Consider the following 15,048-nt stretch of genomic DNA (forward strand, 5'->3'; position numbering starts at 1 on the left):
TCATGCTCCTGTATGGAAACGCGATACAACGACAAAAGCCCGCTCAGAAAGCAGGCCATTGCGGGCGAAGATGAGACAGTGTCTACTCGACATGCCAGTTGAAGCGCTTGATCAACACGCTGCAGATCGTGTCCAGTCCGTAACCGATCACCCCAATCACGATCACGATTGCAGCCAGGGTGTCATAGGCCAGCGTGTCACGGGCATCATTGATGGCGTACCCCAAACCACTGGTGACCCCCAGATACTCGGCCGGGACCAGCACAACCCAGGCAACACCTACCGCCAGACGAATACCGGCCATGACATCGGTCATGATCGCGGGCAGGATGATCCGACGCAGCATCTGCGGGCCTGATGCTCCCAGATTCTTGGCCACCTTGAACCAGTTCGGATCGATGCGTCGCACACCATGAGCAGTGGAGAACATGATTGGCCAGACGGTGGCCATCACGATCAGGAAGATGATCGCCGCATCCCAGCTGGCAAATGCCAGTACCGCGATTGGCATCCACGCCAGCGGGCTGATCATGCGCAGGAACTGGAACGGCACGTTGGCAATCTTCATGGCCGTACCGATGTAACCAATCAGAACACCCACCGGCACGCCAATGATGACACCCCAGAACAGGCCCACCAGCACGCGGTACAGGCTCGATAGAATCGTTGGCCAGATGGACCCACTGGCGACCAGATCATAAAGCGCATGGAAAGTGGGGGCCGGAGCGAAGTTTGCAAACGCCCACATGTCTGGATCATTGGCAACGATATAGCCACCGGCCCACCACACGGCCAGCAACGTTGTGATGCCAATGGCGGGGTAACGCAGTCGAGCCAGCCAGCACAGCAATGGCATAAAGCCATTGCTGGAACTGCTCATGCTCTGCAGGGCATGGGAACTCTGGGTACTACTCATAGCTTGATCACCTCTTCACGCTCAAACGGGTTGTCGGCGTTGAAGCCCGGTCCCTGCTGCCAGCCGGTATGTTTTTCCATGGCTGCCTTTACGAAGCGATAATCGACCAAGTCTTCTGCCACGAAATCCGCGTCCAGCTTCTGCAGGAAGGTGGTATCGCCGCCTACAAGAGTATTTTTCAATTCATTCACGATCAGTTTGGTCGCTGAAGGATAGGGCCAGGGCTGGAAGTCGATGCGGCCGCTGCCCCAGCCCGGATTCTGAATCGCATCAGGCGTTGCATAGCTGTCTTCGTCATACAGCGTCATGGCTCGTTCAATGATGTCCGCTTTCATCGGCAGGTAGCCCCTGCCATCCTTGGACAGCATGTGAGCAACCTCTTTCTTGTTCTGTTGTGCATAAATCTGGGCGCGGACGATGGCGTTCATCACCTTCTGGCTCCACTCCGGATTGGCATTGATCTGATTTTCGTTCATGCAGACCACACAGCAGGGATGGTTTTTCCACATGTCACCGGTGAAGCGCAACATCTTGCCACCGGCCAGCATTTCGCCTACTGCATTGAAGGGCTCGGCCACAATGAACGCGTCGATCTTGCGTGCAGCCAGTGCCGGCGGCATGTCCGGGGGTGGCATAATCTGCAGGTTGACCTCATTTGCGGCCAGCGGCTCACCCTGAGACTTGATAACAGGTGTCAGCCCGGCATGACGCAACCCCATCTGCAGCACGATATTGTGCATGGAGTACCAGTACGGAACGGCAACCTGCTTGCCGCCGAGATCGGCAAAACTTTCAACACCGGTGTGGCGCCCCACCACCAGTCCGGAGCCATTCAGGTGAGCCCAGGACATGATCTTGACCGGAAAACCGTTGTTGTAACGCATCCAGATGGGAATGGGCTTGAGCAAATGCACCAGATTGAATTTGGCAGCGGCAAAGCCCTCCACCAGTGGCGACCAGCCGCGCATCAACACAGGGGGCTCGGTTTTCAGGCCCTCATCCTCAAAATACCCCATGGCATGCGCCACCAGCAGGACTGTCGCGTCGGTAATGGGCAGATAGCCGATGCGAACCACCTCATCCGCCGGTGGCTGGATGCTGCCCCAGGCCGCGCCGCTGGCTGCAAGGCCAAAGGTGGCTGCCAGGCCACCAACGGCAAGGCTATCGAGCATGAAGTCACGGCGGCTCATCTCATGTTCCTGCAGATATTCCAGTTCCGACGTGGAGATCGGGCCAAGTTCACTGTTGTGTTTTTTCATGGTTGGGTCCTCAATAGATCAGGCAGGCTGAGTATTACGCCGCATGCTCGGCGCCATTTTTACTCGGCTCGGTGTCAGACTGGCGGCCAGCTAGACCGTTATCTGTTCCTTTGAACAGATCCATCAGCTGGTCGCGCAAGGATTGAAAACCGGCGTCCATGTGACGGCGCGGCCAAGGCAGCTCTACGTTCAGCTCATCAACAACGCGACCGGGGTTCTGTGACATGATCAGCACACGGTCGGCCATGGTGATCGCTTCATCAATGTCGTGGGTGACAATCACCATGGTGATACCGCGCGCACGACAAATGGCAGGTACCTCCTCCTGCAGGGCAGTACGCGTAAACGCGTCCAGCGCCGAGAACGGTTCATCCAGCAACAGCACCTCAGGATCGGTCGCCAGCGATCGCGCCAGTGCGACCCGCTGCTGCTGGCCACCCGAAAGACTCTGTACATTGACATCTTTTTTATCGTGCAAGCCCACCATGTCGAGCAGTTCATCAACACGCTGATAGGCCTCTATCTTGCTGACACCTGCAAACAGCAGACCCAGTGCCGCATTTTCTTTCACACTCATCCACGGATAGAGGGATGCTTTCTGAAACATCATGTTCCATTTGGCACTGGGCCTTGAAACCTGATGCCCGTTGATGCGCACACAGCCTTCGGAGGGAATCAGAAGTCCCGCCAGCATGTGCAGCAGCGTGGATTTGCCACAGCCACTGCGGCCAATCAATGCGACCATCTCGCCGGGCTCGATGCGGTTTTCGATCTCTTTCAGGGTGGGTGCCGAAGACGGCGAAAAGCGATGTGTGATGTAGTCCAGCGAAATCGTGGCGCCCATGGTGATGCTCCGGTCAGAGGGTGTCTAACCAGTAACAGCATGTAGCGTGCCACTTATTTAAAAATGTTATATTTCAATAATTTGAGATAAAAACAGGCAGTTTGTCCGCCATTGTCATTTGATGACATTGTTCGACAATGTCGCATTGTCAGCCCGCCGCACCTTAATGGCACCAGCTTGGCAGCAAATCCTTCTGCTATTGATAACACGAAAAAAGACAGCTGTAGGGCTACAATGCATTCTGTGCCGCAAAAGGAGCTCATATGAACACCACGCTGTTTGACAAGGATACTGCCATCACCGAGTCGGTTCTGAACACAATCGCGCACATGCCTACTACAAGCCTGCCTGTATTGATGGCTGACGACTTTGCACACAGGCTGTCGGACCGAGATTTTATGCGGATCGCGGTACTGCTTGCCCATAAAGGTTATAACGAGGGTGGCTGCCCTATCGGGGCCGTCATCATCGATAACAGCACACGCTGCATTCTGGGCAAGGGGCACAATACGCTGGTACAGGAAAGCCACCCCTACAATCACGGCGAAACCTCAGCCATCCGAGATGCCGGCAGGATCGACTTCAGCCATACCACGCTGTTCACCTCGCTCAGCCCTTGCGATGTCTGTGCCACGCTGCTGTACATGCGTGGTTTCAGCCGCGTCGTCGTCGGTGACATCACCAGCGCCAGTGGCAATGAAGCTTTGCTGCGCAGCAAAGGCATTCAGGTCGACATTCTGGAAGACCTGAACGGTATCGAGCTGTATGCGCGCTTCAGAGCGGAGCAGCCACAGCTGGAGCTTGAAGACTGGCGGGGCGTTGCCGCAACAGATGCAAAGAAAGAGAACTGAGCTTCCGGTTTACTACCGCGATTTTATGCCACCGGGGCGGCGTCTTACTGTCTGCAGCAATAGGCTCAACATAATCAGCATAACCCCCAGCCAACCGACAGGCATGAAGCGTTCGCCGACGATCAGCACTGCCAACATCACAGCAACTACAGGCTCCAGCAGTGTAATCAGTGTTGCTGTGCTGGCCTCCACCTGCCTAAGCCCACGACTGAAGCAGAGGTAACCGATGAACATGGGCACCACTGCCATATAGAGCGCAACACTGGCATGAATCGGAGTCGTCAACAGATTGTCACCCGTGATAGCCAGTGATGGCAGCAATACCAGCGCCGCCAGCCCAAACATTGCCGCCATGGCCGCTCTGGCGTGTATCCCTTGCTCAATCAATCGTCGAGCTGACCACGAGTAGACAGCATACGTCAGACCGGCCAACAGCCCCAGTGCAGCCCCGATGTATTGCCACTCATTGCCACCTTCCACGGACTGTGGCTCCTTACCCCACGTCAACAGCAGGATTCCCAACCCTCCCGTAATAAAGCCAAGAATCCACCGGGAGGAGACCTGTTTCTTTCCTATCAGGCGCTCCAGTACAACGGCAAACAGTGGTGCACTGGCAATGGATATAACCGTTCCCATGGCCACCCCCGAAAGGCGCATGGCGCTGTAAAACGCCAGCGGATAAAGCGCAACTGCTGCCCCACCTGTCAGTAGCACCGCATAACAGGCTTTCAGCCGCGCCCGATCCTTGAGCAGGAAGCGCAACGCATGCAGAACCAACAGCACGCCACCGCCTCCCATGGCAAAAGCCCCTGTCGCCAGTGGACTGACGGCCGGGGCAAAACTCGCCGCCGTTCCGGTTGTCCCCCAAAGCACGCTGGCCAAAACAATAGCCGCAATACCCTGCATGTCATCCTGCTGATTCCCCATGCTCTACCTTTTGACTCGTGAATGTAACGCCAGTCTATTTGAGAGGAGCTGCAGAGTTTTTGCTCATCAGCCGCTTCTATATGCCAAACAGCCGCTCTTCAACGGCTGAAGCGGGTCGGGGACAGCCCAAAGCTGGCAGAAAAGCGGCGACTGAAAGCCGACAGGTCACTGTAACCAACCTGTTCAGCGATACGCTGGACAGAGTAGTCGGTATGCTGCAAGAGAGCTTTGGCCTTCTCCATCCGCACACGGGTCAGGTACTGCATCACACTGAGACCGATTTGCTGGCGAAACAGCTTTTTAAGCTGGGTCTCGCTAAGGCAGGCAGTCTGTGCCAACTCATCCAAAGTAAGCCTCTCAGACAGCCGCATGTCTATCACTTGCAAAACCTGCCGGATACGCCGATCGACCTGAGGCAGCAAGCGCTGCTCGGCAAGCAACAATGCGAAGGTGGCAAACATGGATTGTTCCAGAGCATCGTTGACTTGATGCCCCAACTGCGTTTCTACGAAACTGAGGTATTGGAGCAGAGGCCCACTGATTCTGAATACACATGAATCAGTTGCGCGCAGATTTTCCGGTAACAAGTGCATGTCTGCTACGACAAACCGGGCTTCTTCATCAGCAGTGAAATGATGTTGCTGTCCAGATCGAATAACGACACATTCTCCTGACGCGACCCGACCGGCAAAACCGTCGAGCTCGATCTCAATAGCACCGCGTAGCGGCAGTACCATTTGATGGTACGTGTGCGAATGCCCCTGCCTCTGGCGGCTATATGATCGAATTGAAAGTCGTCCTGACATGGATAGGCCTTGATTTTGAAACAGTAACGGCATGTTAGGTGATAATGAGCCAGCTTTGAATCAAGACCTCAGTGTTGTAAACAGTGACAAGATTATTGAACACCGTTCAATATAATCATTATGCGCTTAATGGAGGGGTCCCATGAATTCAATGCGAGAACGTGCAGCGGAAGGGCTGCAGCCGGGTGACAGCTTCAGTGTGACTCGCAGCTTTACACAAGAGGAAGTTGACACCTTCGCGCGCCTGTCCGGCGACTACAATCCGGTACATTTTGATCAGGCGTTTGCCGAGTTGAAGGGGTTCAGAGCCCCAGTGGCACATGGGCTGCTGACCGGTAGCCTGTTGACCGAGATTGGCGGTCAGATTGGCTGGCTGGCAGCGGGCATGAATTTCCGTTTCAGACGACCTGTTTACGTAGGCGAGGCTATTACCTGTCGCTGGACCATCAGAGAAATAGATCCGCGTGGGCGCGCCAGCGCCAGGGTCGAAATGACCAATCCGGACGGGGTGATCGTCCTGGAGGCAGAGGTCACCGGGATTGTACCCGGTGACCCAGAGCGTCAGCGGTTGCGGCAGATGCTGGCCGAAGGCGACCCGACCAACAGGTTGGCCCGCAGCCGCCAGGATCAGTCCTAGGGCTGTAAAGCCTTAGCTCAGTCCCTTTTGCAACAAGCGCAGACTTTCTTTAAGCGTTTGCTGCTGCTCCTCACTGAGGCAGGACATCACCTGCCGCTCGTGCTCAATCGCCTTGTCCAGCAGCTGGGTTGCCAGCTGCTGCCCTTTCTCGGTCAACCGGAAGCAGCTACCCTCCACCTGCAATAGCCCCTTGTCCTGCAGCCATTCGCCGGTAAACATCAGCTCTTTGAGTGGCTGGGAAACATAGCGGCAAATCTGCTCTTGTTCCATCGCTTCGCCATCGGCCAGCAGCGTCAATACACGCCATTCTTCGGCGGTCACCCCAAAATGGCTCAACCTCGGATAGAAGTCAGAGGCATAGGCATTGAGTGTCTGACGCAACTGGAACAACAGGTAATCACCCAGAAATCCCCTGGCTTCCAGCGGTCCGGTCGGAGCCTGAACCGCTGGGTGGGTTTCGGGCACCGCATAACGACCGTTGTGGAACACCAGTGAGCTGACGTTTTCCTCATAAGAGTAATCGGTCACCTCGCCCACAATAATAAAGTGGTCTCCCCCCTCGTAGACGTTCCAGGTCTTGCAACCGAACCAGGCTGCCGTGCCGTGCAGCAGTGGCGAGCCGTGCTGGTCGTCGCGGGTGTGGATATCGGCAAACTTGTCCTCGCCCCGGCGCGCGAACCGATTGGAAATTTCAATCTGGTCATTACGCAGCACATTGATGGCAAAGGATTTCCCACGGGTGAATGCCTCCAGACTCCAAGCCCCCTTGTCGATGCTCCAGAGCACCAGCGCAGGCTCGATCGACAGGGTGTTAAAGCTGCTGGCGGTCATGCCGATGGGATTACCCTCAGCATCTCGCGTGGTAATTACGGTTACGCCGGTGGGGAACTTGCCCAGCGCCCGGCGAAAATCTTTCGGATCAAATGACATGATTGTCTCCGATTCAGGTCAGCACGCTCAGGAAACGCTCGTTTAACTGACGGTCGTGATAGAAAATTGCTTTACCCAGCTCGCCCGCATCCCAGGTCACCGGCTCGTGGTCCGGGTAGTGGTAGTCGCCACCGCAGAAAACCTCGTTACGATTGCCGGAAGGGTCAAAGAAATAGATGGTCTGACCATGAGTCAGCCCATGACGTGTCGGGCCAATATCGATTGAGGTATCGGTCATGGAGATCAAGTCCGCCGCCTTGAGCACATCGTTCCAGGTCTCAAGGAAGAAGGAGGCATGGTGAAACTTGCCTGGCTCCGGATGATCGATAAACGCCACATCATGCGCCTTCATGCTGACAGTCAGGAACTGGCCGACACGCTTGCCGTCCGGTGTCATCACCTGCTCAGCCAGATCGAAGCCGAGCACATCACGGAACAGCTCTAAAGTGCGGTCCAGGTTGGGGCCGTACAGCAGGCAGTGGTCGAAACGGGTCGCCTGCATGCCTTTCAGGCCACGCGGCCAGGCTTCCGGGTTGTGATTGCCCACGCCCCACTTGCCGGTCTGCTCCTTGGTGGCAAAAAGCTCGAACGCGTGCCCGGTGGGGGCAACAAAACGGACGCGGCGTCCACAGTCTTTAAGGTCACCGGCAGGAATGTCTTCCACTTCACAGCCGAACGCAACCAGCTCAGCACGCAGGCTGTCCACAACCTCTTCGCTCAAGCACTTGAAGCCCATGAAATCCATACCGGCTTCGTCCGCTTCACGCAGCACCACCGAGAACTTGTCCACTTCGGTCCAGCCCTTGAGATAGACACGGCCCTGATCGTCACGGTCCATTTCGATCAGACCGAGCAGGTCTACGTAGTGCTTGACGGCTTCATCCATATCCAGCACGCGAATCTGCACGTGCCCGGGACGCATTACACCTTTTTTCATTGGGTTACCTCAGCTTTTATTGTTATGTCAGTTTCAGTGTGTCATTTAACCCAGCGTGTTGGGCAGTAACAGTGACAGTGATGGTATCGATGCGATCAGTACCAGTCGCAGGATGTCTGCCAACCAGAAAGGAACGACTCCACGGAAAATGGTTGAGAGTTTGACGTCCGGAACCACACCTCGCAGTACGAACACATTCATACCCACCGGTGGCGTGATCAGACTGATTTCGGTCACGACCACGACAAGAATGCCAAACCAGATCAGATCCATGCCCATGGCCTGTACCATCGGATAGAACACCGGTACGGTTAACAGGATCATCGACATGCTTTCCAGCGCACAGCCCAACAACAGGTAAATTGCAATCAGTATTACCAGCACCATAAACAGGCTGAACCCCTGCTCCACCACCCAATCTCGCAGCATCATCGGCATGCCAGTCATGTTGATGAAATTGGAGAAAATCAGCGCACCAATCACAAGGAAAAACAGCATCGCGGTTGTCCGTGCCGCATTACTGAGTGAACGGTACATCATCTTTGCACTGAGTTTGCCGCTGAACATGGCAATCAGGAAGGCCCCTGAGGCGCCGATTCCGGCCGCTTCAGTCGGGGTAAAAATACCGGCATAAATGCCGCCCATCACAATGATGAAAATAAGGTTGATGCCCCATACCCCCTTCAGAGAGATCAGCCTCTCTTTCCAGCTGGAGCGAGCACCGGCAGGGCCACTGTCAGGCTTAAGCCTGACAGTGACAATCACTGCAACCATATAGAGCAGAATACCGATGATGCCCGGAATAAGGCCGGCAATGAACAGCTTGCCAATATCCGTTTCGGTCATCAGGCCGTATACCACCAGAATTACACTGGGGGGGATCAGAATGCCAAGACTTCCGCCGGCAGCAATGGCACCGGTAGCAAGCCCATCTGAATACTTATATTCACGCATGGAAGGCATCGCCACTTTAGCCATGGTGGCGGATGTCGCCATGGAACTGCCACACACGGCAGAAAAGGCACCGCAGGAGACAACGGTCGCCAGTGCCAGGCCACCCTTGAAATGCCCCAGAAAAGCGTTGGCCGCACGGTAAAGCTGTTTTGACATTCCCGACTCGGTAATCAGATTGCCCATCAGCAAAAACAGCGGCACCACCGACAGGCCGTATGCCAGACCGGTATCAAAGGCGGTCGATGCCACCATATTGAGTGAGATGCTCCAGCCACGTGGGTTACCATAGGTAACCTGCTGCACAAGTGCAAAACCCACCACGCCGACAATCGCCATGGCGATGCCCAACGGCACACGGGCCAGAATCAGTACCATTAAGGCCGCAAAGCCGATCAGACTTGCTTCCATTTACTGCTCTCCTTGTGCAAAGAGACGACTGCTGCCAAATATCAATCGAAGGACCAAAGCCAGAGTGGCAAGACCTGTGGTAATTGCCATCATGAAAGCAAGCCAGGACAGCGGAATCTGCAGTACGGCTGTAGTATCAGCGTAACGCTGCACCTTGAGAGCATGCTCCCACAGCACCCAGGTAAAGGTACCAAAGGCGAATACGTTGATTACCTCAATCAACCCATTCTGAATACGCTGCCCCCAGCCGCCGAAGAAAGAGTCCAGCAGGTCCACCGCAATGTGCCCACCTTCTGCCGTAATCAGTGGCAGTCCCAAAAAGATCACCGCCGCCAGCATCAACTCGGTCAGCTCATAGGCTCCATTCAAAGGAGACGAGAACAGATAGCGTCCCAGTACATCGATCAGTGTCACCAGCATCATCATGAACATGACGATGGCGGCCGTACCGCTGAGCAGGTGGCGGTACAACAGTACCACCACCTCTCGGCTGCCGGCTGAAGCTCTGAGAGAAGCTTTCATCGGCTCACCTGTTAGTCTTTGGCCAGTTCACGGCTCAGTTCGCGGAATTCCGCCAGCGCTGCAGCACCGTCAACGCCGGCAGCTTCAGCCTGCTTCAACCACTCCTGCACCATCGGCTCGCTGGCTGTACGAATTTCGTTCATGAACGCTTCGTCTGCGGTCAACACTTCATTGCCATTGGCCTCGATCGCTTCCAGCCCCTTGGCATCCTGGGTATCCCACATGCGACCAGCCAAGCGTGCCAGCGTTTCACCGGACACCTTCTCGATAGCCGCCTGATCTTCCTCCGGCAGGCTTTCGAAGCGATCTTTATTCATCACGACAAAGAAGCTGAAGTTATACAGCCCACCCGGCACCAGCGTGGTGTAGGTGGTTTTGTCCTGAATATTGAACGCCGGTACGGACTCCAGCGGAAACAGAGTGCCATCAGCTACGCCGCTGGACACCATCTCGTAGGTGCTGGAAGAGGGCTGCTGCAATGACACAGCACCAAGAGCAGTGGACAGTTCATTCATGATGCCACCACCCACGCGAAGCTTGAGGCCCTGCATGTCGGCTGCACTTTTCACACTGCGACGGCTGTTGTGGATATGACCCGGACCATGCGTGAACAGACCCAGCAATTTAACATCCTTATGCTCGTCAGCCTTGCTCAGATACTTGTTGTATACCTGCCAGTAGGCAGCAGACGTGGCTTCCGCACTGTCACCACCGAAGGGGAACTCGACCATTTTATAAAGACTGAAACGGCCCGGGGTGTAACCGTGTGCACTATAGGTGATATCCGCCTGGCCTTCTGCAGCCAGATCATAATGCACCCGTGGGTGACCCAGCGCAGATGGCAGCATAACTACCTTGACACGACCTTCAGTTGCTTCTTCCACGCTATTGGCCCAGGGCACCATCACATCACGTACCAGAGGATGACCTGACGGCAGCCAGGACGACATGGTCAGGCGCGTTTCCGCCTGCGCACCTGAAGCCAGAAGTGCGATTGTTGCAGTTGCAGCGACTCGAAACATCATCTTCTTCATCGTTATTCTCCGTTTCTGGTTTTAGTCCGGTCCGAACCGGCGTCCAACCGGAGCATAGTGCGCCGGTCGGCCTATACAGCGAACTGTTTCAGATATCGACCACCAGGCGCGCGCTTTTGGCTCGTGAGCAACAGAGCGCGATCTGGTCGTTGTCTTCCTTTTCCTCGTCTGTGAGGAAGTGGTCTCGGTGATCAGGAATGCCCTCGATCACATCACAGATACAGGTCCCGCATACACCCTCTTCGCAGGACATCTGTACCTTTACCCCGGCTGCCTTCAGGGCAGTGGCGATACTTTCGTTGGGACCGACCTGTACGGTCACATCACTGGCTTCAGCATAAACTTCAAACGCCTCACCACTGATATCCACCTCGGCATTGAAATATTCGAAGTGAATCTGCTTGTCTGGCAACCCTGCCGCTTTGGCCTGCTCGATCACCCAGTCCATGAACCCGCCGGGGCCACAGACATACAGATGGGTACCGGGCTGGGCTTCTGCACAAAGCAGTTTTGGATTGATCCGACCGGTGTCACCGGCGTCGTCAAAGTGCAGCACAAGTTGTTCACCAAACTCGCGCTTGAGTTCTTCAAGAAACGCCGCCTTGGCTTCACTGCGACTGCAGTAGTGCAGTTCGAAAGACTTGTTTGCCGCCTTCAAAGCGTATGCCATGGCGATCATCGGCGTAATACCGATACCACCACCGATCAACAGGCTGTGCTCTGCATCCATTTCCAGTGGGAAATGGTTGCGCGGGGCACTGATCTGTACCTCGGCACCGGCTTTCAACTCGGCATGAATCTGCCTGGAACCACCACGTGAATTGGGGTCATTCAGAATCCCCAACCGGTAGCTGCTGCTGCCCGGCGCGTTGCTCAGGGAGTACTGTCGAATCAGTTCCGGACCCAATACCACATCGATATGGGCGCCGGCCTCAAACGCCGGCAGTACGTTGCCATCAGCTGCGCTCAGATCAAACACGGCGATCTCGTCGGTCTGGTCTTCACGCCGCGTGACGGTCACATGAATGAGAGTGTTATCAATATTGCTCGTCATAGTCTCGCCTCAGCGCATGAACAGGCCGCCGTTGATGTCCAGGGTCGTACCGGTAGTGAAGTAGGCTTCCGGCCGTGCCAACTGCACCACCATTTCGCCGATAAAGTCGGCATCGCCCAATTGCCCCACCGGAATGGCGCCCAACAACGTTGGCAGGCGCTCTTCAGGTACAAGTGCCTTGACCATCGGTGACTCGATCGGTCCCGGCGCGATGGCATTTACCGTCACGCCTTGGCTGGCCAGTTCTTTGGCAAACACCTTGGTCAACGTAATGATGGCGCCCTTGGAGGCAGCATAGTGGGCACCGGTCGAGGTGCCCCCATTCTGTCCAGCCAGCGAGGCCATGTTGATGATGCGGCCATAACCCTTGTCAGCCATATGCCGACCCATCACCTGACAGCCGGAGAAAGTGCCACCGAGATTGATGTTCACCACATCGGCAAACTCTTCTGGGCTGATCTCCATCACCGGTGTCGCACGGGTGACGGCTGCGTTGTTTACCAGAACATGCAGATCACCCCAGCGCTCCAGTACAGCCGCCAGTGCAGCTTCAAAATCCGCCTTGCTGGCCACATCCAGCGCCAGCGGCATGACCCGCTCACCACTACTGTCCATGGCCGTTGCGGCAGCTTTGGCCGCTTCCAGTGAACGGTCTGACAGGGCGACTCGGTAGCCGGCGGCCAGCAGACGGGCTGCAATGTTGTTGCCAAGGCCCTGTGCTGCACCGGTGACCAGCGCAATATGAGACTGTGTTGGGTTACTCATGCGGCCACTCCTTAGAAGATGAAGCTAACAGTGCGCAAGAAGCCGTCCGCATGCAGCAGTTTCACGACCTTTTGCTCCAGTTTGAAACCGTCCGCGCTCGGTTTCAGGCTGTACTCCACGTTGGCCGGGTAGGTCACCAGCTTGCCATGGCGCAGCTCGTTCAGTGTCATGGCGCAGCGTGCAATGACCAGATCATCACCTGCTTCAAGCACACGTACACGGGACATCATGCGCACGGTATCGCCAACCGAGATGGCAGAAACAGACTCACCGTTTTCCAGACGCGCCACGCGCATGCGCCGCATGTCAGCATCGTCCATCGCCAGGTTCAGCGTGTTCAGATAATCCGTTTCATTCAGATCAGCCGGCACGATATAGAGGCCTGATTCGGTCCACAGTGAAAGCCATTCCTGATAGCCCTTGTGGTCCAGCAGATCCGCTTCATAACCAATGAATTCGATCACCTGCGCCAGCAGTTGGGTATTGGATTTCATCACTTATTTCTCCTCTCCAGCAGCCATCATTTTCTTATACTGGCGATAGGCACCGCGCATGCCGGTTTCGGAACAGACCGATCCAGCCACATTACCGTCTTTGGACTGGTGCAGGTTGTTCATGCCGCGGTTGACCAGAATCCAGCCATCATTGCCTGCCATGGAGCCTTTCTGGACCCGTTCCCAGGCTTCACCATCATCCGGCGTGCCGAAGCCCATCGGCCCCTGGAAGTGCTCGTGCAGACGCATGCGCTTGCGGTTAAATGGAGCCGGGGCGCCTTCACCGCCCAACGCTACGTGCTGAATCTCGGTCTCACCTACGCTGACCGGCCGCAACACTCGGAAAAACGCCATGGAGCAGGAGACATTCGGGAACAGGTTGAGGTTGAAACCAGTGCCGTGGGCAGCACGGACCAGTTTCTTCACTTCGTCTTCCGTTTTGCCTTCATTGCGCAACTCCTGCGCCAGCTTTTCGAAGCGGGCCGGAATCGGCTGATCCAGATCCTCTTCCAGATCCACCAACTGCGGAATCATCACCATTACGCTGTGGCCGTTACCCAGGTCTTCGACAAACCCATCGCCATCGAGGAAGTCGAAAATGTCAGCCGTCGCATCATCCAGCGAGGTCAGGAACGACTTGTGAATGATCGGGAAATGGTAGGCATCGGTCGTGTTTTCCAGCTGGATTTTCCAGTTGCCCGGGAAATTGAAACGATGCTCGCCCAGTACCTTGACCGGATACCCACCGCCCTGCTTCATGAACAGGTCGATCCACTTTTTCGCACCACCGAGGAAGTCTTCCAGTGGCTCGATGTCATCTCTAAAAGTAGCAAATACCATGCCCTGATAGGTTTCCACCCGCAGGCTTTCCAGCGGCAGCTCATTCTTGTCGAACACGCCGTCGTACTCTTCCGGCTTGGGCAACGCGCGCAGGCTACCGTCAAGACCATAGCCCCAGCCGTGATAGGGGCAGGTGAACGCCTTGGTTTTGCCCTTGCGTGCTTCGCACACGGTGGCGCCACGGTGGCGGCAGCGGTTCTGCAGTACATGCAAATTCATCTTGCGGTCGCGGCTCAGGATAACCGGCTGACGACCGATGTATGAGGTCTTGAAACTGCCCGCCTCAGGTACTTCGCTCGCGTGGCCAACAAAGACCCAGGTGTTGTTGAACACCTTGTCCAGCTCTTCTTCGAAGATGGCCGGATCAGAGTAAAGATCCTTGTGTACCCGGCCCTCTTCTACCATTTCAGCCGCTTTCAGGCTGATGTTTTGCATATCGATCAGTTCACTCATGGTCTTGCTCTCTTTATTCGTTGCCTTGCTGGCGCTGCCGCCGAGCACTTATTCTTCAGGGACCGGCAGTGGCTGGGGGTTGTCCCAGGGGGTCTGCACGGGCCGATTGAATCGACTGGTGGTACAGAAATGAGCGATCTTCCAGCGCCCGTCTTCCCGGCGAAAACGCACGTTCAACAGTGCACTGCTGAGCTGTGAGCGACCATCGGTAAAGGTAGCGGTCTGCAGCAGCACCCAGGTGCCTTCCGCTTCGGTTTCGCTCTGCACATTCACCTTTTCAGAGGTCAGAAAATGTACGTTCAGAGCAAAGTGCGCCGGCGGCAGGGTGTATTTCACGAACATGTCCCTGATCGCTTCACGTCCTTCACGGCGGCCAAAAGTAGCAGCGTAGCGCTTGCCCCTGCCTTCCCAGATGGC

The 15,048-nt window shown here is 55.8% G+C and carries 17 protein-coding genes; 2 read left to right on the top strand and 15 right to left on the bottom strand.

What is annotated here, in order from left to right; genetic code table 11:
- Nucleotides 1-82: 82 nt before the first annotated feature.
- Genes BLV48_RS17215 through BLV48_RS17225 form a run of 3 tightly spaced genes read right to left on the bottom strand, consistent with a single transcriptional unit; the run spans nucleotide 83 to nucleotide 3,019 of the window.
- Nucleotides 83-916, bottom strand: a complete 834-nt coding sequence (locus tag BLV48_RS17215) for an ABC transporter permease (protein ID WP_091828034.1) — start codon at nucleotides 914-916, stop codon at nucleotides 83-85.
- A complete protein-coding gene (locus tag BLV48_RS17220) occupies nucleotides 913-2,175 on the bottom strand; it encodes an ABC transporter substrate-binding protein (protein ID WP_091828035.1) in 1,263 nt (420 codons plus the stop codon). Before BLV48_RS17220 ends, BLV48_RS17215 begins: the two co-directional genes overlap by 4 nt.
- 34 nt (nucleotides 2,176-2,209) lie before the next feature.
- Nucleotides 2,210-3,019, bottom strand: coding sequence for an ABC transporter ATP-binding protein (locus BLV48_RS17225; RefSeq protein WP_091828036.1), 810 nt, complete (start codon nucleotides 3,017-3,019; stop codon nucleotides 2,210-2,212).
- 263 nt (nucleotides 3,020-3,282) lie between these two features.
- On the opposite strand from BLV48_RS17225, the gene BLV48_RS17230 reads away from it, so the two are divergent.
- Nucleotides 3,283-3,870, top strand: a complete 588-nt coding sequence (locus tag BLV48_RS17230) for a nucleoside deaminase (protein ID WP_091828037.1) — start codon at nucleotides 3,283-3,285, stop codon at nucleotides 3,868-3,870.
- 12 nt (nucleotides 3,871-3,882) lie between these two features.
- On the opposite strand, the gene BLV48_RS17235 is transcribed toward BLV48_RS17230, so the two are convergent.
- Nucleotides 3,883-4,797 (bottom strand): DMT family transporter, encoded by a 915-nt coding sequence (locus tag BLV48_RS17235; RefSeq protein WP_091828038.1) that lies wholly within the window; start codon nucleotides 4,795-4,797, stop codon nucleotides 3,883-3,885.
- Between the two features lie 98 nt (nucleotides 4,798-4,895).
- Nucleotides 4,896-5,534, bottom strand: a complete 639-nt coding sequence (locus BLV48_RS17240; protein WP_254775075.1) for an AraC family transcriptional regulator — start codon at nucleotides 5,532-5,534, stop codon at nucleotides 4,896-4,898.
- Nucleotides 5,535-5,745: 211 nt separating this feature from the next.
- Between BLV48_RS17240 and BLV48_RS17245 the strand changes: the two genes are divergently transcribed.
- A complete protein-coding gene (locus BLV48_RS17245) occupies nucleotides 5,746-6,240 on the top strand; it encodes a MaoC family dehydratase (protein ID WP_091828039.1) in 495 nt (164 codons plus the stop codon).
- Between the two features lie 12 nt (nucleotides 6,241-6,252).
- On the opposite strand, the gene BLV48_RS17250 is transcribed toward BLV48_RS17245, so the two are convergent.
- The 10 genes from BLV48_RS17250 to BLV48_RS17295 all read right to left on the bottom strand — a co-directional run.
- Entirely contained in the window at nucleotides 6,253-7,170 is a 918-nt protein-coding gene (locus tag BLV48_RS17250; protein WP_091828040.1) for a flavin reductase, read from the bottom strand.
- 13 nt (nucleotides 7,171-7,183) lie between these two features.
- Nucleotides 7,184-8,107: a catechol 2,3-dioxygenase gene (locus tag BLV48_RS17255; protein ID WP_091828041.1), complete on the bottom strand. Its 924-nt coding sequence runs from the start codon at nucleotides 8,105-8,107 to the stop codon at nucleotides 7,184-7,186.
- A 45-nt stretch (nucleotides 8,108-8,152) separates the two neighbouring features.
- Nucleotides 8,153-9,469 carry a TRAP transporter large permease gene (locus BLV48_RS17260; protein ID WP_091828042.1) on the bottom strand — a complete coding sequence of 439 codons (1,317 nt, stop codon included), beginning with the start codon at nucleotides 9,467-9,469 and terminating at the stop codon, nucleotides 8,153-8,155.
- Nucleotides 9,470-9,991, bottom strand: coding sequence for a TRAP transporter small permease (locus tag BLV48_RS17265; protein ID WP_091828043.1), 522 nt, complete (start codon nucleotides 9,989-9,991; stop codon nucleotides 9,470-9,472).
- A gap of 11 nt (nucleotides 9,992-10,002) precedes the next feature.
- Nucleotides 10,003-11,025, bottom strand: a complete 1,023-nt coding sequence (locus BLV48_RS17270; RefSeq protein ID WP_254775076.1) for a TRAP transporter substrate-binding protein — start codon at nucleotides 11,023-11,025, stop codon at nucleotides 10,003-10,005.
- Between the two features lie 88 nt (nucleotides 11,026-11,113).
- A complete protein-coding gene (locus BLV48_RS17275) occupies nucleotides 11,114-12,079 on the bottom strand; it encodes a PDR/VanB family oxidoreductase (RefSeq protein ID WP_091828044.1) in 966 nt (321 codons plus the stop codon).
- A 9-nt stretch (nucleotides 12,080-12,088) separates the two neighbouring features.
- Nucleotides 12,089-12,844, bottom strand: coding sequence for an SDR family NAD(P)-dependent oxidoreductase (locus tag BLV48_RS17280; protein WP_091828045.1), 756 nt, complete (start codon nucleotides 12,842-12,844; stop codon nucleotides 12,089-12,091).
- An 11-nt stretch (nucleotides 12,845-12,855) separates the two neighbouring features.
- Nucleotides 12,856-13,338 carry an aromatic-ring-hydroxylating dioxygenase subunit beta gene (locus BLV48_RS17285; protein WP_091821118.1) on the bottom strand — a complete coding sequence of 161 codons (483 nt, stop codon included), beginning with the start codon at nucleotides 13,336-13,338 and terminating at the stop codon, nucleotides 12,856-12,858.
- Nucleotides 13,339-13,341: 3 nt separating this feature from the next.
- Nucleotides 13,342-14,631, bottom strand: coding sequence for an aromatic ring-hydroxylating oxygenase subunit alpha (locus BLV48_RS17290; RefSeq protein WP_091822802.1), 1,290 nt, complete (start codon nucleotides 14,629-14,631; stop codon nucleotides 13,342-13,344).
- Between the two features lie 48 nt (nucleotides 14,632-14,679).
- A partial coding sequence (locus BLV48_RS17295) for a nuclear transport factor 2 family protein (protein ID WP_091828046.1) occupies nucleotides 14,680-15,048 on the bottom strand: 369 nt, incomplete at its 5' end.

The sequence above is a fragment of the Marinobacterium iners DSM 11526 genome (genome assembly GCF_900107855.1).
Taxonomy (GTDB): Bacteria; Pseudomonadota; Gammaproteobacteria; order Pseudomonadales; family Balneatricaceae; genus Marinobacterium; species Marinobacterium iners.